Origin of the sequence: Actinoplanes sp. CA-252034, from assembly GCF_050956125.1 — a bacterium.
Lineage (GTDB): Bacteria > Actinomycetota > Actinomycetes > Mycobacteriales > Micromonosporaceae > Actinoplanes.
In genome coordinates, this window is sequence record NZ_CP191846.1 from 1,943,062 (window position 1) to 1,968,312 (window position 25,251).

21 protein-coding genes are annotated in these 25,251 nt (G+C 70.9%); 11 read left to right on the forward strand and 10 right to left on the reverse strand.

All coding sequences use genetic code 11. The annotated features are described in order from the left end of the window. Positions 1 to 7: 7 nt before the first annotated feature. From ACQPZW_RS08995 to ACQPZW_RS09015, 5 genes are all read left to right on the forward strand, one after another. Positions 8 to 1,612 (forward strand): ABC-F family ATP-binding cassette domain-containing protein, encoded by a 1,605-nt coding sequence (locus ACQPZW_RS08995; protein WP_433794360.1) that lies wholly within the window; start codon positions 8 to 10, stop codon positions 1,610 to 1,612. Positions 1,613 to 2,017: 405 nt separating this feature from the next. Then, positions 2,018 to 2,245, forward strand: a complete 228-nt coding sequence (locus ACQPZW_RS09000) for a helix-turn-helix domain-containing protein (RefSeq protein WP_020510159.1) — start codon at positions 2,018 to 2,020, stop codon at positions 2,243 to 2,245. Next, a complete protein-coding gene (locus tag ACQPZW_RS09005; protein WP_433794361.1) occupies positions 2,242 to 3,033 on the forward strand; it encodes an enoyl-CoA hydratase/isomerase family protein in 792 nt (263 codons plus the stop codon). Before ACQPZW_RS09000 ends, ACQPZW_RS09005 begins: the two co-directional genes overlap by 4 nt. A gap of 72 nt (positions 3,034 to 3,105) precedes the next feature. Continuing rightward, on the forward strand, positions 3,106 to 4,974 hold the full coding sequence (locus ACQPZW_RS09010) for an ABC transporter ATP-binding protein (RefSeq protein WP_433794362.1): 1,869 nt from the start codon (positions 3,106 to 3,108) through the stop codon (positions 4,972 to 4,974). Continuing rightward, positions 4,974 to 5,195 carry a hypothetical protein gene (locus ACQPZW_RS09015; protein ID WP_433794363.1) on the forward strand — a complete coding sequence of 74 codons (222 nt, stop codon included), beginning with the start codon at positions 4,974 to 4,976 and terminating at the stop codon, positions 5,193 to 5,195. Before ACQPZW_RS09010 ends, ACQPZW_RS09015 begins: the two co-directional genes overlap by 1 nt. Before the next feature lie 461 nt (positions 5,196 to 5,656). Here ACQPZW_RS09015 and mug read toward each other — a convergent pair whose 3' ends face one another. From mug to ACQPZW_RS09030, 3 genes are all read right to left on the reverse strand, one after another. Next, positions 5,657 to 6,157 (reverse strand): G/U mismatch-specific DNA glycosylase, encoded by a 501-nt coding sequence (mug, locus tag ACQPZW_RS09020; RefSeq protein WP_433794364.1) that lies wholly within the window; start codon positions 6,155 to 6,157, stop codon positions 5,657 to 5,659. A gap of 461 nt (positions 6,158 to 6,618) precedes the next feature. Next, positions 6,619 to 7,380 carry an SDR family oxidoreductase gene (locus tag ACQPZW_RS09025; RefSeq protein WP_433794365.1) on the reverse strand — a complete coding sequence of 254 codons (762 nt, stop codon included), beginning with the start codon at positions 7,378 to 7,380 and terminating at the stop codon, positions 6,619 to 6,621. Further along, positions 7,361 to 8,140: a helix-turn-helix domain-containing protein gene (locus tag ACQPZW_RS09030; protein ID WP_433794366.1), complete on the reverse strand. Its 780-nt coding sequence runs from the start codon at positions 8,138 to 8,140 to the stop codon at positions 7,361 to 7,363. Before ACQPZW_RS09030 ends, ACQPZW_RS09025 begins: the two co-directional genes overlap by 20 nt. 121 nt (positions 8,141 to 8,261) lie before the next feature. Here ACQPZW_RS09030 and ACQPZW_RS09035 point away from each other — a divergent pair, with 121 nt between their 5' ends. Next, a complete protein-coding gene (locus ACQPZW_RS09035) occupies positions 8,262 to 8,627 on the forward strand; it encodes a nuclear transport factor 2 family protein (protein ID WP_433794367.1) in 366 nt (121 codons plus the stop codon). An 87-nt stretch (positions 8,628 to 8,714) separates the two neighbouring features. On the opposite strand, the gene ACQPZW_RS09040 is transcribed toward ACQPZW_RS09035, so the two are convergent. Beyond that, positions 8,715 to 9,293, reverse strand: a complete 579-nt coding sequence (locus tag ACQPZW_RS09040; RefSeq protein WP_433794368.1) for a TetR/AcrR family transcriptional regulator — start codon at positions 9,291 to 9,293, stop codon at positions 8,715 to 8,717. Between the two features lie 164 nt (positions 9,294 to 9,457). Between ACQPZW_RS09040 and ACQPZW_RS09045 the strand changes: the two genes are divergently transcribed. Together ACQPZW_RS09045 and ACQPZW_RS09050 are read left to right on the forward strand one after the other, a co-directional pair. Next, complete coding sequence (locus ACQPZW_RS09045) at positions 9,458 to 10,105, forward strand: HAD family hydrolase (protein ID WP_433794369.1); 648 nt, start codon at positions 9,458 to 9,460, stop codon at positions 10,103 to 10,105. Between the two features lie 211 nt (positions 10,106 to 10,316). Then, positions 10,317 to 11,234, forward strand: a complete 918-nt coding sequence (locus ACQPZW_RS09050; protein ID WP_433794370.1) for a serine protein kinase RIO — start codon at positions 10,317 to 10,319, stop codon at positions 11,232 to 11,234. A 54-nt stretch (positions 11,235 to 11,288) separates the two neighbouring features. Here ACQPZW_RS09050 and ACQPZW_RS09055 read toward each other — a convergent pair whose 3' ends face one another. Continuing rightward, positions 11,289 to 11,534 (reverse strand): DUF2630 family protein, encoded by a 246-nt coding sequence (locus ACQPZW_RS09055; protein ID WP_433794371.1) that lies wholly within the window; start codon positions 11,532 to 11,534, stop codon positions 11,289 to 11,291. 13 nt (positions 11,535 to 11,547) lie between these two features. Beyond that, on the reverse strand, positions 11,548 to 12,261 hold the full coding sequence (locus ACQPZW_RS09060) for a hypothetical protein (protein WP_433794372.1): 714 nt from the start codon (positions 12,259 to 12,261) through the stop codon (positions 11,548 to 11,550). A gap of 31 nt (positions 12,262 to 12,292) precedes the next feature. Here ACQPZW_RS09060 and ACQPZW_RS09065 point away from each other — a divergent pair, with 31 nt between their 5' ends. After that, on the forward strand, positions 12,293 to 12,883 hold the full coding sequence (locus ACQPZW_RS09065) for a sugar O-acetyltransferase (protein ID WP_433794373.1): 591 nt from the start codon (positions 12,293 to 12,295) through the stop codon (positions 12,881 to 12,883). Between the two features lie 106 nt (positions 12,884 to 12,989). Here ACQPZW_RS09065 and acnA read toward each other — a convergent pair whose 3' ends face one another. Next, on the reverse strand, positions 12,990 to 15,776 hold the full coding sequence (gene acnA, locus ACQPZW_RS09070; protein WP_433794374.1) for an aconitate hydratase AcnA: 2,787 nt from the start codon (positions 15,774 to 15,776) through the stop codon (positions 12,990 to 12,992). 198 nt (positions 15,777 to 15,974) lie between these two features. Here acnA and pulA point away from each other — a divergent pair, with 198 nt between their 5' ends. Both pulA and ACQPZW_RS09080 read left to right on the forward strand, forming a co-directional pair. Beyond that, positions 15,975 to 19,160, forward strand: coding sequence for a pullulanase-type alpha-1,6-glucosidase (pulA, locus tag ACQPZW_RS09075; protein WP_433794375.1), 3,186 nt, complete (start codon positions 15,975 to 15,977; stop codon positions 19,158 to 19,160). Positions 19,161 to 19,363: 203 nt separating this feature from the next. Continuing rightward, positions 19,364 to 19,888, forward strand: coding sequence for a hypothetical protein (locus ACQPZW_RS09080; protein WP_433794376.1), 525 nt, complete (start codon positions 19,364 to 19,366; stop codon positions 19,886 to 19,888). A 130-nt stretch (positions 19,889 to 20,018) separates the two neighbouring features. Here ACQPZW_RS09080 and ACQPZW_RS09085 read toward each other — a convergent pair whose 3' ends face one another. The 3 genes from ACQPZW_RS09085 to ACQPZW_RS09095 are packed head-to-tail and all read right to left on the reverse strand — an operon-like array spanning position 20,019 to position 25,245. After that, positions 20,019 to 20,978 (reverse strand): alpha/beta hydrolase, encoded by a 960-nt coding sequence (locus ACQPZW_RS09085; RefSeq protein ID WP_433794377.1) that lies wholly within the window; start codon positions 20,976 to 20,978, stop codon positions 20,019 to 20,021. A gap of 53 nt (positions 20,979 to 21,031) precedes the next feature. Further along, positions 21,032 to 23,755, reverse strand: coding sequence for an ATP-binding protein (locus tag ACQPZW_RS09090; protein WP_433794378.1), 2,724 nt, complete (start codon positions 23,753 to 23,755; stop codon positions 21,032 to 21,034). A gap of 20 nt (positions 23,756 to 23,775) precedes the next feature. Continuing rightward, positions 23,776 to 25,245, reverse strand: a complete 1,470-nt coding sequence (locus ACQPZW_RS09095; RefSeq protein ID WP_433794379.1) for an aminopeptidase P family protein — start codon at positions 25,243 to 25,245, stop codon at positions 23,776 to 23,778. Positions 25,246 to 25,251 lie beyond the last annotated feature (6 nt).

The following is a 25,251-nucleotide window of genomic DNA, read 5'->3' on the forward strand; positions in this document are numbered from 1 at the left end:
AAATTTCATGATCACCGCCACCGGACTGGAACTCCGCGCCGGCGCGCGCATCCTCATCTCCCCGACCACGCTGCGGGTGCAGCCCGGCGACCGGATCGGCCTGGTCGGCCGCAACGGCGCGGGCAAGACCACCACGCTCAAAGTCCTCGCGGGCGAGGGCATCCCGTACGCGGGGCAGGTCGAGCGGACGAGTGAGATCGGTTACCTCCCCCAGGACCCGCGGACCGGCGACCTGAACGTGACCGGCCGCGATCGTGTCCTGTCCGCCCGCGGCCTCGACACCATCCTCGCCGAGATGCAGAAACTCGAGATCCAGCTGGAGGAGAGCTCCGAGGAGAAGCTGGTCCGGCGCTACGGCAACCTGGAGGATCAGTTCTCCGCGCTGGGCGGTTACGGCGCCGAGGCCGAGGCCGCCCGGATCTGTGCCAACCTGGGCCTGCCCGAGCGCGCCCTGGCCCAGACGATCGGCACCCTCTCCGGTGGCCAGCGCCGCCGGATCGAGCTGGCCCGCATCCTGTTCGCCAACTCCGGGCAGAACGGCAAGGGCATCCTGCTGCTGGACGAGCCGACCAACCACCTCGACCAGGACTCGATCGCCTGGCTGCGCGGTTACATGGCGCAGCACAAGGGCGGCCTCATCGTGATCAGCCACGACGTCGAGCTGCTCGACGCGGCGGTCAACAAGGTCTGGTATCTCGATGCCAACCGGTCGGTCGTCGACATGTACAACATGGGCTGGAAGACGTACCTCGAAGCCCGCGAGACCGACGAGCGCCGCCGCCGTCGCGAGCGGGCCAACGCGGAGAAGAAGGCCGGCGCCCTGATGGCGCAGGCCGACAAGATGCGCGCCAAGGCCACCAAGACGGTCGCCGCGCAGAACATGGCGCGCCGCGCCGAGAAACTCCTCGGCGGCCTCGAAGAGGTCCGGAGCTCGGACAAGGTGGCCAAGGTCCGATTCCCGAGTCCGGCGCCGTGCGGCAAGACGCCTCTGACTGCCTCAGGCCTTTCCAAGTCGTACGGGTCACTCGAGATCTTCACCGACGTCAGTGTCGCGGTGGACCGTGGCTCGCGGGTGGCGATCCTGGGGCTGAACGGCGCCGGCAAGACCACCCTGCTGCGGATGCTGGGCGGCCTGCTCGAGCCGGACACCGGTGAGGTGCGCGCCGGGCACGGGCTGCGGCTGGGCTACTACGCCCAGGAGCACGAGACCCTCGACGTGGACCGGACGATCCTGGAGCACATGCGCAGCGCCGGCTCCGAGCAGACCGACACCGAGCTGCGGAAGATCCTGGGTGCGTTCCTCTTCTCCGGCGACGACGTCGACAAGCCGGCCGGAGTGCTCTCCGGTGGCGAGAAGACCCGTCTGGCCCTGGCCACCCTGGTCTGCTCGGGCGCCAACGTGCTGCTGCTGGACGAGCCGACGAACAACCTCGACCCGGTCAGCCGGGAGCAGGTGCTCGACGCCATCGCCAACTACCCGGGTGCGATCGTGCTGGTCACGCACGATGCGGGCTGTGTGCAGGCCCTCAAGCCGGACCGGGCGATCCTGCTGCCCGACGGCGACGAGGACGCCTGGAGCGACGATCTGCTGGAGCTCGTCGAGCTGGCCTGAGGTCCGATGGCTGTCGATCCTCAGTTGTCAACTGGTGCCCACACAGACAGTGCGATGTTCGGGCGTATGCCGACAGGTCGGGCAGTGGCCGGCCTGTCGGCCGCAAGGTCAAGTGTCACGCCATGGAGCGATCACAGCACTCTCCGGAGCGATCGAGGCGGTCCCCTCGATCCAGTGTTTTCGCAGGTGATCGATGGTCTTGGGCGGCGGCCCCGCAGGGTGGAAATGGGTGCCGAGTGGCTGCCGGCAAACTGTCTGACATTGATGCCCGTGGTAACCGTCAAGTTCCTGACAGTAATAAATGGGCACGTTCACGGGGGCTAGATGCCTGGCGCATGATCGTCCGAGACGGTGTAATGGGTGGGACCGTATCTGACCGCACTGTCTGCGACGTGAGGATTCAAGATGGCAGCCACTGGCACAGCTACCAGTACTGAGAAGGGTCGTCGAATCGTCGGTAGCGAGCGGCAGTCGCTCGCCAAGGACCTGGTGAAGCGTTACACCGGAGGCGAGAGCATCCGCGCGCTGGCCGCGTCCACCGGCCGTTCCTACGGATTCGTGCACCGCGTGCTCACCGAGTCCGGCGTGCAGTTGCGCCAGCGTGGGGGCGCCCGCCGCCGTAAGAAGGCGTGACGGCCGGGAACGCCGGGCCCGACACCACCGACGAGGTAGGCGTTCGCTACCAACAGGACGGGCCGGTCGCGACGGTGACGTTGTGCCGGCCCGACGTTCTCAATGCTCAGACTCCGGCGATGTGGACGGAGCTCGGCAACATTTCCCGGAAATTGCCGGGGGACGTCCGGGTCGTCATTGTCCGAGCCGAGGGACGCGCGTTTTCCGCGGGCCTGGATCTGTCGGCGGCCCGCGGTGACGGCGATTCTTCACTGTCCCGGCTGGCGCAGTTGTCCGCGACCGAGTGCGCGGATCGGATTGCCGGGTTCCAGACCGCGTTCACCTGGCTGCGCAGTCCGTCCATTGTGACGATTGCTGCAGTGCAAGGACATGCGATCGGCGCCGGCTTCCAGTTGGCGCTCAACTGCGACATGCGTGTCCTCGCCGACGATGCGCGGTTCTCGATGGCCGAGGTCACCCTCGGGCTCGTTCCCGATCTGGGTGGCACGAAACGGCTCACCGAGCTGGTCGGGCCGTCCCGGGCACTGGAGATCTGCGTCACCGGCCGGCGGATCACGGCCGACGAGGCGGACCGGATCGGCCTGGCGACCACGGTCGTCGCCCGCGCCGACCTGGCCACGACGGTGTCCGACCTGGCCGCTGCGGTGCTGGCGGCGGACCGGGGAGCGGTCGCCGAGATCAAGGCCCTGCTGGCGGGCGCGCCCGAGCGGTCGTACGCGGAGCAGGACCGGGCCGAACGAGAGGCCCAGACACGGCGTCTCAGCGAACTGCTGGGCACCGGGGAGTAGATCACCTCCCGGGATTGTCGTACCCACGGGGCAGGATGTGCTCTGCCCGTCGAACGGCGCCCGGGAGGTGACATGTCCACGAGCTGGAGCATGCTGCGCTCGATCCAGAACGCGGATCGGGTCAGTCGGCATCAGGTCCGCAAGGGCACCGCCCGGCGGATCATGCGGTTCGCCGTGCCGTACCGGCGTGACATCACGGTCTTCCTGCTGACCGTGATGCTGGCCGCCGGCATCGGGGTCGCCACCCCACTTCTCGCCGGCCACGTGATCAACGCGATCACCGCCGGAGGAGCCGGCGCCGCCGCGACGGTGATCCGGCTCGCGCTGATCATCGGCGCCCTGGCGGTCGCCGACGCGCTGCTGTCGCTCGCCCAGCGGTGGTATTCAGCGCGCATCGGCGAGGGCATCATCCTCGACCTGCGGACCCGCGTGTTCGATCACGTGCAGCGGATGCCGCTCCAGTTCTTCGCGCGCACCCAGACCGGCGCCCTGGTCAGCCGGCTCAACAACGACGTCGTCGGCGCGCAGCGGGCGTTCACGTCGACGCTCTCCGGGGTGGTCAGCAACGTCATCCAGCTCGTGCTCACGGCCGGCGTGATGTTCACCCTGTCCTGGCAGATCACCGCCCTGTCACTGCTGCTCCTGCCGGTGTTCATCGTGCCCGCCCGCCGCGTGGGCAAGCGGCTCGCCGAGATCACCCGCGAGTCGTACGACCTGGACGCCAAGATGAACGCGACGATGACCGAGCGGTTCAACGTCTCCGGGGCCCTGCTGGTCAAGCTCTTCGGGCGGCCCGACACCGAGGCGGCCCGATTCGGCGAGCGCGCCGCCCGCGTTCGCGACATCGGCGTCCAGCAGGCGATGTACTCACGGACGTTCTTCGTCGCGATGCTCCTGGTCGCCTCGCTCGCGCAGGCTCTGACGTACGGTCTGGGCGGTTGGCTGGCGGTCCGGGGCAACGTCTCGGCCGGCACCGTCGTCACCCTCGCCCTGCTGCTGACCCGGCTCTACGGCCCGCTCACCGCGCTCAGCAACGTGCGGGTCGACGTGATGAGCGCCCTGGTCTCGTTCGACCGGGTCTTCGAGGTGCTCGACCTGGAGCCGGGCATCGCCGAGAGACCCGGCGCGGTGCCGGTCCCGGCCGGTGCGGGCCGCATCGAGTTCCGCGACGTGCGGTTCCGCTACCCGAGTGCCGACCAGGTGTCGCTGGCCTCCCTGGAGGACGTCACCTCCCTCGACCGGACCGAGCAGGCGGAGGTGCTCACCGGCCTCGACTTCACCGTCGAGCCGGGGCAGATGGTGGCGCTCGTCGGGCCGTCCGGCGCCGGGAAGTCGACCACGTCGATGCTGGTGTCCCGGGTCTACGACGTGACCGGCGGTTCGGTGCTGATCGGCGGGGTCGACGTCCGTGACGCCACCCTGGAGTCGCTGCGGGACACGGTCGGCGTGGTCACCCAGGACTCACATCTCTTCCACGAGACCATCGCCGAGAACCTGCGGTATGCACGACCGGGCGCGACCGAGGAGCAGATGTGGGAGGCTCTGACCGGCGCCCGCATCGCTGCCCTGGTCCGAGCGCTGCCCGACGGCCTCGACACCGTGGTCGGCGAGCGTGGCTACCGCTTCTCCGGCGGTGAGAAACAGCGCCTCGCCATCGCCCGGCTGCTGCTCAAGCAACCGTCGATCGTGATCCTCGACGAGGCCACCGCCCACCTCGACAGCGAGTCCGAGGCGGCCGTCCAGCGGGCCCTGGCCGAGGCGCTGCGCGGGCGGACCGCGCTGGTCATCGCGCACCGGCTCTCCACGATCCGGGAGGCCGACCAGATCCTGGTCCTGGAGGAGGGGCGGATCGTCGAGCGCGGCCGGCACGAGGAGCTGGTCACAGCGGGCGGGCTTTACGCCTCGCTGTATCGCACCCAGTTCACGGAAGCGGTGATCTGATGGCATACCTGGCGACGTTCGCCGTCCTCGCAGTGATCTGCCTGCTGCTGATGCGCTTCGCGGTGTGGGCCCGGCGCAAAGGGATCGGCGGCGGCGTGATGGGCCCCATCGACGAGGCGTGGCACCCGTCGGCCGACCGGTTCCGGCGCGAGACGGCGGTCCACGAGCAGCGTGTCCTGCCACCCCGGCCGGGCGACGACCGCGATCGGGGCCCGGCGTAGCCGACTGCCCACTGTGCACGCGGACGGCCGGCCTCGGCCGCATGGTGTGTGGCGCCTCACCCGACCGACGGTGCGGGCGGATGGCCGGCCTCGGCCGCATGGTTTGTGACGCCTCACCCGACTGAGGGTGCGGGCGGATGGGCGGCCTGCATGGTTTGTGGCGCGCCTCACCCGACCGACGGTGTCTAACCGGTGACCAGCGAGTGCGTGACGCCATGCGGTCAATTTCGGGGGATGACCAACCTCGAGCCCTGTGACGGCCGAAGCGGCTTTCCCTCCGTCCGCGGTTGGGCCTTTCGTTTGTCCGCCGGGGCGGCTGTCGTTCGCGGGGCTGGCTTTCCTTGTTCGCGGGCCGGCTGTCGTTTGTCCGCCGGGGCGGCTGTCATTCGTTCGCCGGGCTGGCTTTCCCTGCTTGCGGGCCGGCTGTCGTTCGTTCGCCGGTGGTGAACGAGGCGGGCGGATCAGGGGGTGGCGGGCTTGATGGCGGCGGATCGGAGGGCGGCGAACTCGGTGATCAATGCCGGGAGTTGGAAGTGGGCGTTCAAACCGCTCGGGTTGGGCAGCACCCAGACCGGGACGCCCGCGATCCGATCGTCCTGCGGTCCCAGGCGGGCCTTCGGACGTCCGAAAGCGGCGCGGTAGGCGGTCACGCCCAGCACCGCGAGGTAGCGCGGGCGCAGGCGGCCGACCCGTTCGGTGAGCCGGGCGCCGCCGGCGACGAACTCCTCCGGGGAGAGCTCGTCGGCGCGAGCGGTGGCCCGTTCCACGACGTTGGTGATGCCCAGCCCGAGAGCCGGCAGCAGATCCTGCTCGGACGGGTGGAGCAGTCGGTCGGTGAAACCCGCGCCGTGCAGCGCCGGCCAGAAGCGGTTTCCCGGGCGGGCGAAATGGTGGCCGGTCGCCGCCGAGTAGAGGCTCGGGTTGATGCCGGAGAACAGCACCACCAGATCCGGGCCGGTCACGTCCGAGATGACACGGTCGGCGGCGGCCGTCAGTTCGTCGGCGCTGGGCCGCCGGGATCCGAGCTTCCCCGGCCTGCGCCGGTTTTCGGCTGCGGGGCCCTCCGAGGGCGGGCGTCCAACCGCGTCCCGGCCCTCGTCAGGCCGTGCAGTGGCTCGCGTCTCGTCCGCCTGGAGCTCGCCGTCCTTGTCCCTGCCTTCGTCCGGCAAGCCGTCCATCTCTCGCGTGCGGTTGTTGGTGGCCCTGGCAGTTGGCGAGCCGCCGGTTTGTGGGGTGGGCTTGGTGGTGCGTGGATCGTCGGCCTGCCGGCTGGCGCTGGGGTTGGTGGTGGGCCCGGCGGTGGGTGGGTAGTCGGTCTGCGGGAACGGGTCTGTGGCAGGTCCGGCGGTGGGTGGGTAGCCGGTCTGCGGGACCGGGACCGGGACCGGGCCCGTGGCAGGCCCGGCCGGTGGCGACGGGTGGGTCACAGTGTGCGGAGGGCGCCGCCGTCGACGGCGACGGCCACGCCTGTGATGTAGCTCGCGGCGGGCGACAGCAGGAAAGCCGCCGCGCGGCCGAACTCGGTCGGCTCACCGATGCGGCGCAGCGGGATTCCGGAGGCCACCGCCTCCGCTGCGGCGATCGGATCGGCGGACGCCTCGAAGAGCTCACGGCTCCGGTCGGTCATGAAACGGCCGGGCAGCACGCTCACGACCCGGATGCCGCGCGGCCCGAACTCGTCGGCCATGTCCTTCGCCACCATCGCCAGGCCCGGGCGGAAGCCGTTGGAGAGACCGAGGCCGGCCAGCGGCGTCTTCACCGACGTGGACAGCACCAGGCCGATCGCGCCACCCTCGGGCAGTGCCGACGCGAATGTCCGGGCCGCGCGCACCGAGCCCAGGAACACCGTCTCGAAAGCGCTCGTCCACTGGTCGTCGCTCATGCTCGCCGCGGTGCCCGGCGTCGGGCCGCCCACCGAGATCAGCGCGCCGTCGAGCCGGCCGAACCGCTCCTGCGCGGCGTGCACCAGCTCGCGCGGGGTGCTCGGATCGGACAGGTCGGCGGTCACCCCGAGAGCGTGCTCCGGACCGCCCAGCGCGGCCACCGCCTCGGTGACCCGGTCGCCGTCACGCGAGGAGACGACCACCCTCGCACCGTCGCCGACGAGCGCCTGCGCGGTGGCGAACCCGAGACCACGGGAGGCCCCGGTGAGAATGTAGACACGATCAGCGAGCCCAAGGTCCATGCCCCGATCCTGCCACCTCCCGTCGTAGCGCCGCTGCCGTGGCCGCGGTGGCGGGCAGGAAGGCCTCGATGGCGAGTTCGGACAGGGTCACGTCACGGGGGGTGCCGAGCACGGTCGTGACGCTGAAGAAGTCGAGGTCCTCGAAGCGCAGCGGGACGACCAGGCCGTCCGGGTGGGCCGTGACCTCGCCACCCGGGTAACCGGCCAGCTCGGCACGCAGGTCGTGCAGCACAGGGTCGCCGGTCGCCGCGGCCTGCCGGTCCAGGCGGTGCAGGATGTGGGTACGCCACTCGGCGAGGTTGCCGATCCGGGGCGCCATGCCGGCCGGGTGCAGCGCCAGGCGCAGGACGTTGACCGGCGGGGCGAGCAGTTCCGGGGCGCACCCGGCGGTGAACCGGGCCACCCCGTCGTTGCTGTCGATCATCGTCCAGTGCCGGTCCACCAGCACGGCCGGATTCGGTGAGTGCCCTGCCAGCACGTTGCGCAGCGCGCCGAGCACGTCGGCCAGCGGCGGGCCGTCCAGCTGGGACTCGGAGTACGCGGGGGCGAAGCCACCGGCCAGCAGCAGCTCGTTACGGGCCCGCAGCGGCACGTCCAGCTCCTCGGCCAGACGCAGCAGCATCCCGCGCGTCGGGCGGGACCGGCCGGTCTCCATGAACGACAGATGCCGGGTCGACACCCCGGACCGGCCGGAGAGATCGAGCTGGCTCATCCGCCGGGTGTCCCGCCAGCCGCGCAGCATCCTGCCCACGTCACTCATGTCCGCCGAGCGTAGGCAGCCGCCCGGCGCTGCGCCATTACCGGCGAGGTAATCGACGGCGCTACCCCGCCGCGGGCAGGCTCGGTCCCGTCAGACCGGACGGCGATGAGAGGACGAAGAGATGAGCGATTTCGGCAGCGTGATCGAGAGGTACCTCGCGATCTGGAACGAGACCGACCCGGTGGCCCGGCGGGCCGCGATCGGCGAGACATTCTCCGAGACCATCTTGTACGTCGACCCGTTCGCCGCTGTCGAAGGGCGGGAGGCCCTGGACGCGGTGATCGGCGCGGCACAGCAGCAGTTCGCGGGACTGGTGTTCAGCTCCGGCGGGCCGGTCGACGCCCACCACGACCAGGCCCGTTTCACCTGGCATCTGGGCCGGCCCGGCGAGGAGCCGCTGGTCGTCGGCTTCGACGTGGCCGAACGAGACGCCGACGGCCGTATCGCGCGGGTGCTCGGTTTCATCGACCGCGCTCCCGCCCACTGACCCCTCCTGCCGACGGGAGCCGGGTGGGTCAGGCGAGGGTCGTCGCCTTTAACGGTGATGCGCTCGCCGGTGATCAAGCGGGGACCGTCAGTGGCGGCGGACGGCGTCCTCGACCACGTCGAGGACGGCGGCGAGCTCGCCGGCGGGGCGGCCGGTGGCCAGGTGGAGGACGAGTCCGTCGTACGCCAGCTCGAGGAACTGGGTGAGGACCTCGACCGGCACGTCCTCGCGGAGCACACCGGCGTCCCGCTGGCGCTGGAGGCGCTCGCGGGTGGCGTCGGCGATGGCGGCCGAGCGCTGGGCCCACCGTTTGGCGAAACCCGGATCGGTACGCCGCCGGTGCGCCACCTCGAGTTGGGTGCCGAGCCAGCCGGCCGTGTCGCCCTCGCTGTTGCCGGCGCGGTCGAGCAGGTCACGCATCACCTGGACGAGCCCGTTGCGGGCGACGGTCTCGGCCATCGTGGTGGCGTCGTCCTCGGCGACGGCGAGGAAGAGATGTTCCTTGTCCCGGAAATGGTGAAAAATAGCGCCCCGGGACATGCCGGTGGCCTCTTCGAGCCGGTGGACCGTCGCGCCGTTGTATCCGAATCGCGCGAAACACGTGCGGGACGCGCTGAGGATCTCGTGGCGTCGAGCATCGAGCTGGTCCTGACTCACCCTGGGCACACCGGTGATCGTGTCATGGGCCAGGACTTTCTTGCAATCCGTACGTACGGCTTACTAGAGCCGGGTGTCCCACGATCGGATGATGCGAATTGCGTCATGCTCTCAGTGTTTTGTTAACAGTCCTGGACTGGTTGGTTCCGGGTGTGCTCACGTAAAGTGCCCGCGTGCCTCTAGTCTTCCTCGCTCTGGACGACACCCTGCTCGATCGCAGCGGTGCGTTCCGGCTGTGGGCCAAGGGGTTCCTGGACGAGATCTCGGCGCCACAGGACGACCTGGAGTGGCTGGTCGGGGTCGACGCGGACGGTCTGACCTCCCGTTGGGACCTGGCGGATCTGATCCGTGACCGCTATCGGCTGCGGATTCCGTCGATCGATCTGGTCGACGAGCTGAACGGCGGGCCGCTCACCTACGAACGCCTCGACCCGATGGTCGGTTGCGCTCTGGAGATCGCCGGTGACGCGGGGCTGGTGCCGGTGGTGGTCACGAACGGGGCGGCCGAGCAGCAGGACGCCCGGATCCGGCGGACCGGACTGGACCGTTATGTCGCCGACTGGGTGATCTCCGAGGAGTGCGGCGTCAGCAAGCCCAATCCGCGGATCTTCGCGGTGGCCGCCCAGCGGGTGCGGATGCGGCTGGCCGGGGCCTGGGTGGTCGGCGACAGCCCGGAGGCCGACATCGGCGGGGCCGCGGCGCTGGGTCTGCCCAGCGTGTGGCTACATCGCGGGCGGGAGTGGGTGGACAACCGGTTCGCGCCGACCCACGCGGTGGGCAACGTGATCCAAGGCCTGTCCGCGATCATGGCGGCACGCTGAAGGGCGACACGCTGAGGGGCGGCACCCCACAGGGCGGCACGCTGAATTAAATGGGTTGCGCTCGTGCGGGTGATCCGCGAGAGTCGACCGCGCACTGAAGTCCCCGGGCGATCAGCCCGACGAGAGAGAAGGGGGTGGACCAGATGGCTGTCGTTGTGATGCCTGCTGTCCTCGCTTCCCCGAAAACTTCTTTCTCCGAGGAGAACCTCCAGTGCGCGAGCACGACTCTCACAGCTCCACCACCATGCGCGGCAAGCGCCGCAAGTTCGACGACGACGACCCCACTTTCGTAAAGCGCGGCCGGATCGAGCCGGCCCTGAAAGAGGACCCGGATCTGCCCGAGGAGGGCGACCGCTGGTCCACGTGGGACGGCGCTCTGCACGGCCCCGAGCCTCGCCCCGACTGGGTCCGCACCGAGTACGGCGCGGTCGACACCGAGCTGGGCATGCTCAAGACCGGCAAGGAAGCCGATGTGTTCCTGGTGCGCCGGGCCGTTCCGGGCACCGACAAGATCAGCATGTTGGCCGCCAAGCGCTATCGCGACGGCGACCACCGGATGTTCCACCGCGACGCCGGCTATCTCGAGGGGCGCCGGGTCCGCCGGTCCCGGGAGATGCGGGCGATGAGCAACCGCACCGCCTTCGGCAAGGAGATGATCTCCGGGCAGTGGTCGGCGGCCGAGTTCGGCGCGCTCGGCCGGCTGTGGGAGATCGGGCAGGAGAGCGGCCTGGTCTGCGTCCCCTACCCGGTGCAGTTGATCGGCACCGAGCTGATGATGGAGTTCATCGGCGACTGGGAGACGGGGGAGGCGGCGCCACGGCTCGCCCAGGTCCGGGTCGACCCCGATCAGCTGGCCGACCTGTGGCGGCAGATGACCGACGCGCTGTCGGTGCTGGCCCGGGCGCAGGTCGCGCACGGTGACCTGTCGCCGTACAACACGATGGTGCACGACGGACGGCTCGTCATGATCGATCTGCCGCAGATCGTCGACGTCATCGCCAATCCGCGCGGGGGCGAGTTCATCGCCCGTGACGTGCGCAACGTGGCGAGCTGGTTCCGGTCGCGGGGCCTGACCATCGACGATGACGAGCTGATCGAGCGCCTGCACTTCGAGGCGGGGTTGCGCTGACCGGCGACTCTCCGCTGACGGGCCGGAGCCGGGGCCGCGTGGCCCCGGCTCACCTCACTGAATGTAGCCCTCCACCTCGGCGGTGCTGTGGGCCTTCTCGCCGTCCGGATCGTGGCCGGCGTCACGGGCCGCCCGGCGGCGGCGCAGCAGGTCCCAGCACTGGTCGAGCGACTCCTCCAGGTCCTTGAGACGGGCGTGCTCCTCGTCGGACGAGATCTCGCCCTCGCTCAGCTGGCGGCGGAGCCGGTGCTCCTCGTCGACCAGGTCGTTGATCCGGCCGAGCACTGTCTTGTCATCCATGACCGAAGCCTATTCACCACACCGGCTCCGGTGGCACACCGCGTGGTGCGTCCGGCAGCCCGAGGCCGGACCGCATCTCCGCGATGTCCTCCCGGAGCCGGTGGAACAGCGCCGGCGGGTCGTCGGCGAGGGCGCCCAGCGCCGCGGCCCGCCGGCCCAGGTCGTGTTCCCACCCCACGGCCAGGCGGTCCGGGCGGATCCGGTCGAAGTGCTTGCGCGCCAGCGCGACGTCTCCGCTCAGGCCGGCCGCCGCGCCGGCGTGGAAGGCGTTCCACCACGACGTGGCGTTTATCCGGCTCTGCGGGGCCGACAGCACCCGCGCCACGTCGGCCGGCGTGGCGATCTCCTGCCGTAACTGCTCGACACGCCGCCGGGCGATGCCGGTGAGCTGCTCGAGATCGGTGGCGAACTGGTCGTCGCGCACGTGCCGGATGCTCTGCACCCACACGTGACCGTCCTGGGACCGCTCGGTGGCGAAGTCACCGGTGTCCTCCCGCCAGTAGACGGGGCCGCCCAGGTCGTAGGTGAGCTCTCGCATCGGGCCCCACAGGAACTTCGCGGCGACCGCCAGCCGCGTGTCGCCGCCGCGGGTCCGTTCGAGGACGACGAGGAGCAGCCACCAGCCGCGATCCTCGACCCACGTGCGGGTGCGGTTCTGGCGGCGCAGGCCGAGCGGGCGCAGCGCTGCCTGGGCCGCGGCGACGACCATCTGATCGGGTGTGGGCATCGATCGACCCTAACGGGGATAGGGTCGGCCGGTGACGCTTGACGCTCAGAGAGAGCACATTCTCTCCGGCCGGATGTACAACGACCTCACCACGGAGCTGGTGCAGGCGCGGGAACGGACCGTGCTGCTGACCGACGAGTACAACCGGAGCTTCGGTCAGCCGCAGGCCGGGCGGGAGGCGATCCTGCGGCGGCTGCTGAAGTCGGTGGGTGAGGGTTGTCACTTCGAGCCGACGTTCCGGTGTGAGTTCGGCTTCAACATCAGCATCGGGGACGCGTTCTACGCCAACTTCGACTGCGTGATGCTCGACGGCGGCGGGATCACCATCGGCGACCACGTGCTGTTCGGGCCGCGGGTCGGGATCTACACGTCCAACCACGCCATCGACGCGGTCGAGCGCGCGGCCGGGGCCTGCTACGCCAAACCGGTGACGATCGGGGACGACGTGTGGATCGGCGGCGGCGTCACCATCAACCCGGGCGTGAGCATCGGCGACGGGGCGATCGTCGCCTCCGGCAGCGTGGTCACCAAGCCGATCCCGGCCGGGGTGATCGCGGCCGGCGTCCCGGCCCGGGTGCTGCGCGAGATCACCGAGGCGGACGAGACCGGCTTCCAACCTTGATGCGGTACGGGGGAGCGCCTCTTGCGTGAAGTGGGGGCGCGTGGACCGTACCCCTATGGGAAAGCCCGCCTCCCGGAACCGGAAAGCGGGCCTTGACCAGGCAATATCAGCTGCGAAGCATCTTGCGCAGCACGTACTGCAGGATGCCGCCGTTGCGGTAGTAGTCGGCCTCGCCGGGCGTGTCGATGCGGACGACGGCGTCGAATTCGACGCCGGTGTCCGTGGTGACCTTGACCGTGCGCGGCGTGGTGCCGTCGTTGAGCGCGGTGACGCCGGCGAAGGAGAAGGTCTCCGTGCCGGTGAGGCCGAGCGACGCGGCATTCTCGCCCTGCGGGAACTGGAGCGGGAGCACGCCCATGCCGATCAGGTTCGACCGGTGGATGCGCTCGTAGCTCTCGGCGATGACCGCGCGGACGCCGAGGAGCATGGTGCCCTTGGCCGCCCAGTCGCGGGACGAGCCCGAGCCATACTCCTTGCCGGCGAGGATGACCAGCGGGATGCCGGCCTCCTGGTAGGCGACCGAGGCGTCGTAGATGGTCGTCTGCTCGCCGGTCAGGTGGTTGAGCGTGAAGCCACCCTCGACATCGGTCAGCAGCTGGTTGCGCAGACGGATGTTGGCGAACGTGCCACGGATCATGACCTCGTGGTTGCCGCGGCGCGAGCCGTAGCTGTTGAACTCGGCGCGCGGGACGCCGTGCTCGGCGAGGTACTTACCGGCGGGCGAGTCCGGCTTGATCGAGCTGGCCGGGGAGATGTGGTCGGTGGTGACCGAGTCGCCCAGCTTGGCCAGCACGCGGGCGCCGGTGATGTCGGTCACCGGGCTCGGGTCGGCCTGCATGCCCTCGAAGTACGGGGGCTTGCGGACGTAGGTGGAGTCCTCGGACCACTCGAACGTCTTGCCGGTCGGCGTCGGCAGTGACTGCCACTGCTCGTCACCGGCGAAGACGTCCTGGTAGGCGGCGCTGAAGCCCTCGGCACCGATCGCCTGCGCGATGGTGTCGTCGATCTCCTTGGCCGACGGCCAGATCTCGTGCAGGTAGACCGGCTCGCCGTCCGACCCGGTGCCGAGCGGCTCGGTGGTGATGTCGATGTCCATCGAACCGGCCAGCGCGTACGCCACGACCAGCGGCGGGGATGCCAGGTAGTTCATCTTGACGTCCGGGTTGATCCGGCCCTCGAAGTTGCGGTTGCCGGAGAGGACGCTGACCGCGGTCAGGTCGTTCTCGTTGATGGCGGCCGAGACCTCCTCGGGCAGCGGGCCCGAGTTGCCGATGCAGGTGGTGCAGCCGTAGCCGACCAGGTTGAAACCGATCTTGTCCAGGTACGGCGTGAGGCCGGACCGCTCGTAGTAGTCGGAGACGACCTTCGAGCCCGGGGCCAGCGTGGTCTTGACCCACGGCTTGCGGGTCAGGCCGCGCTCGACGGCCTTCTTCGCGAGCAGCGCCGCACCGATCATGACCTGCGGGTTGGACGTGTTCGTACAGGACGTGATGGCGGCGATGACGACCGCACCGTGGTCCAGCTCATACTCCACGCCGTCCTCACCCTTGACCCGGATGGGGTTCGAGGGGCGGCCGTTCGCGCCGTTCGCCGCGCTGAAGATGTGCGGCTTGTCGGCCGGGTCCTCGACGCCGTTGGCCGGCGAGTCGCTGGCCGGGAACGACTCGGCGCTGGCCTCGTCGGCGTGGCCCTGGGGCTGAACGTAGTTCTTGAGGGCGTCGCGCCACATCGGCTTGGCGGTGTTCAGCGGGACGCGGTCCTGCGGGCGCTTCGGGCCGGCCAGCGACGGGACGATCGTCGAGAGGTCGAGCTCCAGCTTCTCGCTGAAGTCCGGCTCGGCGGCGGGGTCGAGCCAGAGGCCCTGGCGCTTCGCATACGCCTCGACCAGCGCGACCTGCTGCGCGGAGCGGCCGGTGAGCTTCAGGTACTCGATCGTCTGCTCGTCGATCGGGAACATCGCGGCGGTCGAACCGTACTCCGGCGACATGTTGCCGATGGTCGCGCGGTTGGCCAGCGGGACGGCGCTCACGCCGGGGCCGTAGAACTCGACGAACTTGCTGACCACACCGTGCTTGCGCAGCATCTCGGTGATGGTGAGCACCAGGTCGGTGGCGGTGGTGCCGGCCGGCGCCTCGCCGAACAGCTTGAAGCCGACGACCCGCGGGATCAGCATGGAGACGGGCTGGCCCAGCATGGCGGCCTCGGCCTCGATGCCGCCGACGCCCCAGCCCAGCACGCCCAGGCCGTTGACCATGGTGGTGTGCGAGTCGGTGCCGACCACGGTGTCCGGGTAGGCCTGGCCGTTGCGCTCCATGATCGTGCGGGCCAGATACTCGATGTTGACCTGGTGCACGATGCCGGTGCCCGGCGGGACGACCTTGAACTCGTTGAACGCGGTCTGGCCCCAGCGCAGGAACTGGTAGCGCTCGCGGTTGCGCTGATACTCCAGGTCCACGTTGCGCTGGAAGGCGTCCGCCCGGCCGAACAGGTCGGCGATGACCGAGTGGTCGATGACCATCTCAGCCGGCGACAGCGGGTTGACCTTGGTGGGGTCGCCGCCCAGGTCCTTCACGGCCTCACGCATGGTGGCCAGGTCGACCACGCAGGGGACGCCGGTGAAGTCCTGCATCAGCACCCGTGCCGGGGTGAACTGAATCTCGACGTTCGGCTGTGCGTCCTTGTCCCAGCTGCCGAGCGCGTTGATGTGGTCGGCGGTGATGTTCGCGCCGTCCTCAGTGCGCAGCAGGTTCTCCAGGAGGATCTTCAAGGAGTAGGGCAGGCGCTCGTGCCCCTTCACCTTGTCGATCGTGAAAATCTCGTAGCTCGCGTCTCCGACGCGCAGCTCGCTCTTCGCACCAAAGGTGTCGAGGCTGGCCACCGTCATCTCCTTCACACCCAGCGACTGGAAGTCAAGTCTTTCGCACCGAAAGGGCGACCTCTTGGTTAGGTATGCCTAACTCTCGGTTGCGCGTCTTCGGTAAACCGTACGTCCGTCTTGCTAGAACCTGCAAGGCGGGTCCCACGCGACGATCCTCGCAGTCCGTCGTCGGGACACCCGGAAAATGTCGTATCCCGCTGGGATGATGTGCCGGTGACGACGATGGAGATCATTGCGAGCGCGTCGGCCGCCGCCAGGACACGGCCGCAATGGCTGATCGTGCACTACCAGCGACCCGACGGCGACTATGCCGACTGGGTCCTGCACGCCTGGGGTGACCTCGCGCCCGGCGCCGACTCGCTCTACCCCGACGGCGTCCCCTTCGCCGGTGAGGATGCGTGGGGCCGCTTCGCCTGGGTGCGGGTCGCCGACGACGCACGGGAGATCGGCTTCCTCATCCTCAGCCGGCAGGGCGCGAAAGACGTCGAGATCGACCGGTGGGTCACGCTGAGTGAGGGCAGTGAGATCTGGGTCACGGCCGGCGACCGCCGAGTCGTGACCACATCGCCGGACGTGCCGGTGCCCGCCGCCGAGACCGTCGTGATCCACTACCGGCGCCCCGGCGGCGACTACGCGGGGTGGGGCCTGCACTGCTGGGAGGGCGTGCCGGTCACCGAGAAGACGCGATGGCACCGACCGCACATGCCCACCCGCTTCGACGCGTTCGGCGCGGTCTTCGAGGTGCGGGTCCGGGCGGACGCCGTCGGGCTGCGCTATGTGCTGCACCGGGGCGAGGAGAAGGACCTGCCCGACGACCAGCGCCTCGACCTCACCGTGGCGCGCGAGGCCTGGCTGGTCGCCGGGGTCCCCCAACCGGTCCGGCCGGATGTCGGGACGCTCGGGCCCGAGCTCGACCCGGCCCGGGCGCACGCCGTCTTCATCGACCGGGGGACCGTCGCGCTGCCCGAGTGGTTCGCCTCCCGGGCCGTGAGCCTCACCCTCGGCTCGCTGCCCCTGGTGCCCCGGCCCGGGGGCCTGTTCCAGGCGCAGAGCCGCCGCTTCCCGCACCTGCGCGCCTACCGGGCGTTCGCGGTGCGTGAGCTCGACGAGGCGGCTCTCGGTGAGCTGCTGCGTGATCAGCTCCTGGTCACCGGGCGCGACAGCGCGGGCGAGGTGGTGGCGGTCACCGCCGTGCAGCTGCAGGGCGTCCTCGACGACCTCTACGCCGGCGCTGCCGACGCCGAGCTCGGCCCGGTGATCGACGACGCGGAGCGGCCGCGCCTGTCGGTCTGGGCGCCCACCGCCCGCACCGTCGAACTCGAGCTCTTCCGGGAGCCTGGCGAGGAGCCGCGGATCCTGCCGATGGAGCGCGACGACACGACCGGCGTCTGGTCGATCACCGGCAAGCGCAAGTGGCTCCACCGGTGGTACAGGTTCCGTGTCCAGGTCTGGCAGCCGGCCGCCCAGCGGGTGGTCACGACCAGCGTCACCGACCCGTATTCGGTCTCCCTGGCCACCGACTCCACCCACAGCCAGCTCGTCGACCTCGCCGACCCGGCGCTGTGCCCGCCCGGCTGGGCCGACTCCGTCCCACCGGAGCCGGTGCCCCCGGCCCGGAGGCAGATCACCGAGGTCTCGGTCCGTGACTTCTCGATCGCCGACGTCACGGTGCCGCCCGAGGACCGCGGCACCTATCTGGCGTTCACCCGCCACACCTCGGCCGGGATGCGCCACCTGCGCTCGCTCGCCGAGGCCGGGCTCACCCACGTGCACCTGCTGCCGGTCAACGACTTCGCCACCGTGCCCGACCGGCGGGCCGACCAGGCGGTTCCCCTCTGCGACCTGGCGTCGTTCCCGCCCGACTCGCCGGAGCAGCAGCGGGCCGTCATGGCGGTGGCCGACTCCGACGGCTTCAACTGGGGCTACGACCCGTGGCACTGGACGACTCCGGAGGGCAGCTACGCCACCGACCCGGCCGGCGCGGCGCGGATCGTGGAGTTGCGCGCGGCCGTCGCGGCGCTCCACGCGGCGGGCCTGCGGGTGGTCCTCGACGTGGTCTACAACCACACCATGGGCGACGGGCTGGACAGGTTCAGCGTCCTCGACCGGATCGTCCCCGGCTACTACCACCGCCTGCTCGCCGACGGCAGCACCGCCGAGTCGAGCTGCTGCCCCAACACGGCGACCGAGCACACCATGATGGGCCGGCTCGTGGTCGACTCGCTGGTCACGTGGGCACGCCACTACCGGATCGACGGCTTCCGGTTCGACCTGATGGGCCATCACCCGAGGGAGAACATCCTGCAGGCGCGGGCGGCCCTCGAGCGCGTCCGGCCGGACATCGCGCTCTACGGCGAGGGGTGGAATTTCGGCGAGGTGGCCTACGACGCGCGGTTCGCGCAGGCCACCCAGGTCAACATGGCCGGCACCGGGATCGGCACGTTCAACGACCGGCTGCGCGACGCGATCCGCGGCGGCGGGGCCTTCGGCGACGACCCGGCGGTGCGCGGCTTCGCGACCGGGCTCGGCGCGGCGGTTCCGCTGTGGCTGCACGACCAGGTCAAGGTGGGGCTGTCCGGGGCGCTGGCCACCTACCGGTTCCTGGCCCACGACGGGGTCGAGCGCAGCGGCGCGCAGATCGGCTACAACGGCTCGCCCGCCGGTTACGCCCACGAGCCGGGCGAGGCGGTCAACTACGTGGACGCCCACGACAACGAGATCCTGTATGACGCGATGGCGTTCAAGCTCCCGGCCGGCATCTCCCAGATCGACCGGGCCCGCATGCAGGTCCTCGCGCTGGCGCTGGTGGTGCTGAGCCAGGGTGCCGGGTTCGTGGCCCTCGGCTCCGAGCGGCTCCGGTCGAAATCGCTGGACCGTAACTCGTACAACTCCGGTGACTGGTTCAACCAGATCCGCTGGGATCCGGCTCTCGGCAACGGGTTCGGGGTGGGGCTGCCACCGGAGGCCGACAACGGCGACAAGTGGGACTGGGCACGACCGCTGCTCGGCGACCCGTCGATGGTCCCGTCGCCGGACGTGATCGAGCTGGCCGCCGAGCGGTACCGGGAGTTGCTACGGATCCGCCGGTCGTCGCCGGCCTTCGGGCTGCCCACCGCCGAGGAGGTGGAGCGGCGGCTGTCGTTCGCGCCCGGCGGCCCGGCCGAGCAACCGGGCGTGATCGTGATGTGCCTGGACAGCAGCGGGCTGGACGCCCACTGGGCCCGCGTCGTCGTGGTGTTCAACGCCACCGACGGCACGGTCCGCCCGGCGATCCCGCAACCGGACCGGTTGCGGCCACACCCGGAGCAGACGGGCTCGGCCGACCCGGTGCTGCGGGCCGCCACCCCGTTCGAGGTGCCTGCCCGGTCGGTCGCGGTGTTCGTCGACGACATCTCGTGAGGCGCGGCGCTTCCTGAAGTCACGGCGGTCCGGGAGTCACGGCGGTCCGGGAGTCACGGCGATCCGGGAGGTGCCGCGGTTCGGAGGTGCCGGGGTCCGTGGGGCGTGGCGGTCCGGGAGTCACGGCGGTCCGGGAGGTGGGTGGCGGTCCGCGGAGGCATCCCGTGGCCGGAGGGCTGCGCGACTGCGCTACATTGCGCCGCGTGAGGCGTCGAGCGGAGGTCGTGGTGCGGGTAGAGCGTGCCCTGTGCGCGTTGATGGTGGTCGGGCTGGTCGGCGGCTGCACCTCGTCCAGCGACGACAAGCCGAAGATCGAGGACCCGAGTCCGGCCGTCGCCGCGTCGGCGCCGCCCTGGACCGAGCCGGCCGCCTACAGCTTCACGCTGACCCGCGGCTGCGAGTCCACGCCGGTCGGTGAGTACCGGGCGACCGTGAAGGACGGGGTGCTGAGCGCCGCCGAGCGGGTGGGCGCGGTGGCCGTCGTGCCGTCGGCCTCGGCGGAGGTCGACCTCGGCCCGGTCACCGAGGGGCAGCAGGGCGAGGAGATCGACGTGCCGACGCTCGGTGAGCTGGTCGCCATGGCCGAGACCGCCGGTGAGGACGGCGCCACGGTCGCCACCCGCTACGACACCACCGACGGCCACCCGGTCCAGGTGAAGATCAACGTCGAGGACGATCCGGCCGCCGCCGAGTGCTGGAACGTGACGGAGTACAAGCCGGGATCCTGACGGCGAGTCCAGGTTCCAGGGCGCCGCGGGAAATCGCCGTCCCGGGGCCGGCGCCGCGGGGAGAGAACGCCGTCCCGGCGCCCGGATCAGGGGCGCAGGACGTCGCCGGAAACGCCGTCCCGGTGCCGGATCAGGGGTGCAGGGCGTCGCGCAGGAAGTCCCCGCCCTGCCGGGTCGCGGCCTTCGCGGCGTGCGTGTCCTTGAGTGCGTTGAGCAGCACGAAGTCGTGGATGATGCCCTGGTAGCGGACGGCCGTCACGTCCACGCCGGCGGTGCGGAGCTTGGCCGCGTACGCCTCGCCCTCGTCTCGCAGCACGTCCGCCTCGGCGACGATGACCAGCGCCTTCGGCAGCCCGGCCAGGTCCTCGACGGTGGCCCGCAGCGGTGACGCGGTGATCTGCGCCCGCTGTGCCTCGTCGGTCGTGTACTGGTCCCAGAACCACTGCATGCCGTCCCGGCGCAGGAAGTAGCCCTCGGCGAACTGGTGGTACGAGTCGGTGTCGAAGCTCGCGTCGGTCACCGGGTAGAACAGCAGCTGAGCGGCGATCGCCGGGCCGGAGCGCTGCTTCGCCAGGATGGTCAGCGCGGCGGTCATGTTGCCACCGACCGAGTCACCGGCGACCGCGATGCGGGTGGCGTCCAGGTCGTGCTCGGCGCCGTGCGTGGCCACCCACTCGAGGGTGGCGTAGACCTGCTCGACGGCGACCGGGTAACGGGCCTCGGGGGAGCGGTCGTACTCGACGAAGACGGTGGCGGCGTTCGCCCGTACGGTCAGCTCGCGGACCAGCCGGTCGTGGGTGTTCGCGTCGCCGAAGACCCAGCCCGCGCCGTGCGTGTAGATCAGCACCGGCAGCGGCCCGGTCACCCCGGCCGGCCGCAGGATGCGGACCTTGACCTCGCCGGTCGGGCCGCCCGTGAAGGTCAGGTCCCGCACGTCGGCGGCGGGCGTGTCGACCCCGGCGCCGTCCTGCACCGACTCGACCGCCTTGCGGCCCTCCTCGGGACCCAGGTCGAAGAGGTACGGCGGGTTCGCGGTCGCCTCGACGAAGGCCTGCGCGGCCGGTTCGAGCACGGGCTTGGGGTAGCTCATCTGATCCTCCTGGAGATCGGTCGAGGATCAGCCAACCGGAGATCAGTGCGTCATCAGTGCATTTCCGATGCACTCGTGATCCGGTCCACGGTGGCGACGTACCGGTCCACGTGCTGATGACCGAGAACCTGCCGATAGGCCGGCCCGTGCCGGCGCATCAGGTCCCGGAAGGTGTCGCACGCGGCCCGCGCCTGCTCGTGATCGCCCAGATGGTCGCAGGCCTCGGCGAGGAACGCGTAGATCGGGAGCTGGATGTGGATCTCGCCGGGCGGGACGTGCTCCGCCGCCCACCGGGCCATCGCGGCGGCCTGCCGGTGATCGCCCAGCAGCAGGGAGGTCTCGGCGAGCCGGGCGGCCGCATTGTTCCGGAGGTCGTCGAGCTCGGTGGCGTGGGCGATGTCGAACGCCTCCCGGGACAGCGCGACGGACTCGGTCAGCTGACCGTCCTCCTGCAGGGTCCGGGCGAGCGCGTCGACGCAGTAGACGAGCACCGTCGGCTCGCCCGTGAGCCGGGCCGCCCGTACCGACTGCCGTAGGAGGGGCAGGGCGCGCTCCCGGTCCTCGACGGCGGCGATCAGCCCGAGGTTGCGCAGCAGATGCGCCTGACCGATCACGTCACCCGCCTGGTCCGCGATGTCCAGCGCCCGCCGCAGCAGGATCCGGGCGGTCGCCGGGTCGGAGGGGCTCTCGACCAGGGCGGCCTCGCGCAGCAGCGCCGCCTCCAGGACCGGCTCGCCGAGATCCCCGGCCGCGGCCAGGACCCGCCTGGTCTGCTCGCGGGAGTCGGCGTACGGTTCGAGCCGCGCCGACCGGACCGACCGCAGGTACAGCACCATCAGCACGGCTTCCCGGAGATGGCCGTGCAGCAGGGCCAGGTCGATGACGCAGGCCAGCACCGCCTGCTCCCGGTTGTACCAGCGCAGCGCGGCGGCCAGGTCCGTCATCGGTGTGGGCGTCATGTCCGGTGAGACGGGGCCGAGCGGGGCGATCTCGGGGCGCCCGAAGGTCGAATACGCGGCCCGGGCGTCGCGCAGGGTGTGCTCGACCAGACGCGCCACCGCCTCGGCGCGCTCGTCGCCGAGCAACTCCGCGGCATACGCCCGGAGCAGGTCGTGCAGGGTGTACCGCTGCCGCCCGGCCTCGGTGATCATGTTGGCCGCGCTCAGCTCGGCCAGCGCCGCGCGGACGGCCGGACCGGTGCCGGCGATGCTGGCCGCCGCCTCGACCGGGATCTCCGGGCCGGTGTGGACGGAGAGGAGCCGGAACAGCCGTGCCGCCGCCGGGCTCAGCGCCAGATAGGACCAGGACAGCGCCGACCGTACGTCGTCGTGCGGCTCGCCGGTCGTGAGGGCGTCCAGCCGGGCCTGTGAGGCCAGCTCCTCGACCAGGTCGGCGAGCTTGAGACCGGGTCGGACCGCGGCGTGGGCCGCGGTGATCGACAGTGCCAGCGGCAGACCGGCACAGAACCGGACCAGGTCGGCGGTCGCCTCGGGCTCCGCGGCCAGCCGGGCCGCGCCGATGCGCTTCGCCAGCAGGTCACGGGCGCCCGCGTCGCTGAGCCGGCCCACCGGGACCGCCTGGGCGCCCTCGTGCGCCACCAGGCCGGCGAGCCGGTTGCGGCTGGTCACCAGCACCAGGCAGCCGGGCGCGCCGGGCAACAGCGGGCGCACCTGCTCGGAGTCCCGCGCGTTGTCCAACAGAATGATCATGCGCCGCTCCGCGACCGCCGACCGGAACCGGGCGGAACGGGCGTCGACGTCGTCCGGCAGCCCGGCGGGGCCCACACCGACCGATTCGAGAAGCGTGGCCAGCGCGTCGCCGGGAAGGACCACGCGACCGCTCGGATCGAAACCGCGGAGGTTGAGGTGGAGCTGCCCGTCCGGGTAGTTCGGCGCCAGCCGGTGCGCCCAGTCCACGGCGAGGGCGGTCTTGCCGATCCCGCCCATGCCGCTGAGCACCACGATGCCGGCACCGGGATCGGGCAGGGCGCCGCGATCGACGAAGCCCGCCACCCGGTGCGGCAGCTGTGCCGGCCGGCGCGCCGGTGGCGGCTCCGGCTCGTCGTCGGCGAGCGCGGCCAGATGGGCGGCGCGCAGCTCGGCGCCAGGGTCGGCGCCCAGCTCGTCGGCGAGCAGCCGGCGCACCTCGTCGAAGAGCACCAGCGCCTCGGCCCGCCGGCCGGCCGTGGTCAGCAGGCGGATCACCCGGGCCTGCAGCGGCTCGTGCAGCGGCGCCGACGCGGCGATCCGCTGGAGCGGCGGGAGCAGCCGCGGCTGGAGCAGATCGGCGGCCTCGACCGCGATCTGGATCCGCTCCTGCTGGAGCGCGACGAACGCCGGATGGTCGAGCACCTCGGCGTCCAGGCCGGCGAAGACCGGCTCCTGGACGAGCTCGAGCGCCTGGAGGACCGCCCCCGGCGTGTCCAGCAGCGCGCGCACCGCCATCAGGTCGCAACCGCGCGCGTCGGCGACCAGACGGTAGCCCTGACCGGCCGGGAGCACCCAGCTCCCGGTGGCGCGGCTGGCCAGCTCCGGCTCGAACAGCCGCCGCGCCTGCCCGACCAGCCGGTGCAACTGGTTCACCGCGCTCGGCGAGGGCTCGGCGCCCCAGATCAGCTCGATCAGCGTGTCCACCCCGACCACGCCGCCGCGGGCCGCGAGCAGTGCCGCCAGCAGGGTCCGTAGCCGGGGCGCCCCGATGTCGACCTCGACACCGGAGCGCCACATGCGGAGCCCGCCGTAGCAACGCAGTCGCACGGCGGGCTCGGTGGTGCTCATGCCCTGATCCTGCCGGACGGTCACCCGGGCAGGCGAGGACCGGCCTCCCGCTGCGACGCGAGCCACTGCTCGACCTCGCCGGAGGAGCGCGGCAGACCGGCCGACAGGTTGCGGCAGCCGTCCGCGGTGACCAGCACGTCGTCCTCGATCCGCACGCCGATGCCCCGCAGCTCCTCCGGCACCAGCTCGTCCTCCGGCTGGAAGTAGAGGCCCGGCTCGACGGTCAGCACGTAACCCTCCTTGAGCCGGCCCTCCCGGTACGTCTCGCTGCGTGCCGCCGAGCAGTCGTGCACGTCGATGCCGAGCATGTGCCCGAACCCGTGCAGCGTCCACCGCCGGTAGACCGTGCTGTCGTCGGCCATCGCCTCGTCGACGCTCACCGGCAGCAGGCCGAGGTCGTGCAGGCCCTCGGCGAGCACCCGCATGCAGACCTTGTGCACGTCCTTGAAGACCACACCCGGCTTGATCGCGTCCATGCCGGCCTGCTGTGACGCATACACGATGTCGTAGACCTGCCGCTGCAGCGGCGTGAACGTCCCGCTCACCGGAACCGTCCGGGTCACGTCGGCGGTGTAGAGGTTGTGGCCCTCCACCCCCATGTCCATGAGCAGCAGGTCGCCCGGCGTGGTGACCCCGGTGTTGCGGACCCAGTGCAGGATCGTCGCGTGCGATCCGGCGCCCACGATCGAGGTGTAGCCGACATCGTTGCCGTCGTGCCGGGCCCGTAGCCCGAACACGCCCTCGAGCAGGCGCTCCTTGACGCCCCGGTCGGCCGGCAGGATGCGTGCCACATCCTCGAAGCCGAGCACCGTGGCGTCGATCGCGGCCTGCAGCTGCGCGATCTCCCACTCGTCCTTGACCAGTTTCAGCTCGGAGATCACCGCGGCCAGCGCGCGGTCGCGCGGCTTCGTCCGGTCCGGCTCGTAGGCCAGCACCGCCCGGTCCACGTTCGCGTCGAGGCCGCGCAGCACCCGGGTCCGGCCCGGCGGCGACCCGGCCAGCGCCGCGCCCAGGTCGCCCAGCGGCGCGGCGGTCAGGCCCAGCTCGGTCGACTTCTCCGCCAGCGTGTGGGTGCGCCCCACCCAGAGCTCGCCGTTGCGGTCCCGGAAGAAGCGGTCGCTGTCCTTCGAGTTGCGCTGCCGGGTGTAGAGCACCGGGTCGTGCCCCGACCCGCTCGGGTGCAGGACGAGCACACTGTCCGGGTCGCGGTCACCGGTCAGGTAGAAGAAGTCGCTGCCCGGGCGGAAGTGGTAGTCGGTGTCGTTGGCACGCACCTTCTCGGTGCCGCTGGGGATGATCAGCGTCTCGCCGGGGAACGCCTCGGAGAGCGCGTTACGGCGTTTCGCATAGTTGGGCACCTCGGGCAGGGGCGTCACGGCCAGGGGGTCCTCCCGCCAGCCCTGGCGCATGAAACTCAGGAACGCCTCGGGGAAGTCGGGGTCGTGCGACTCCGTCTTCGCTGCGGGCTGGGCGCCGCTGTTCTCGGCCATGTGGGT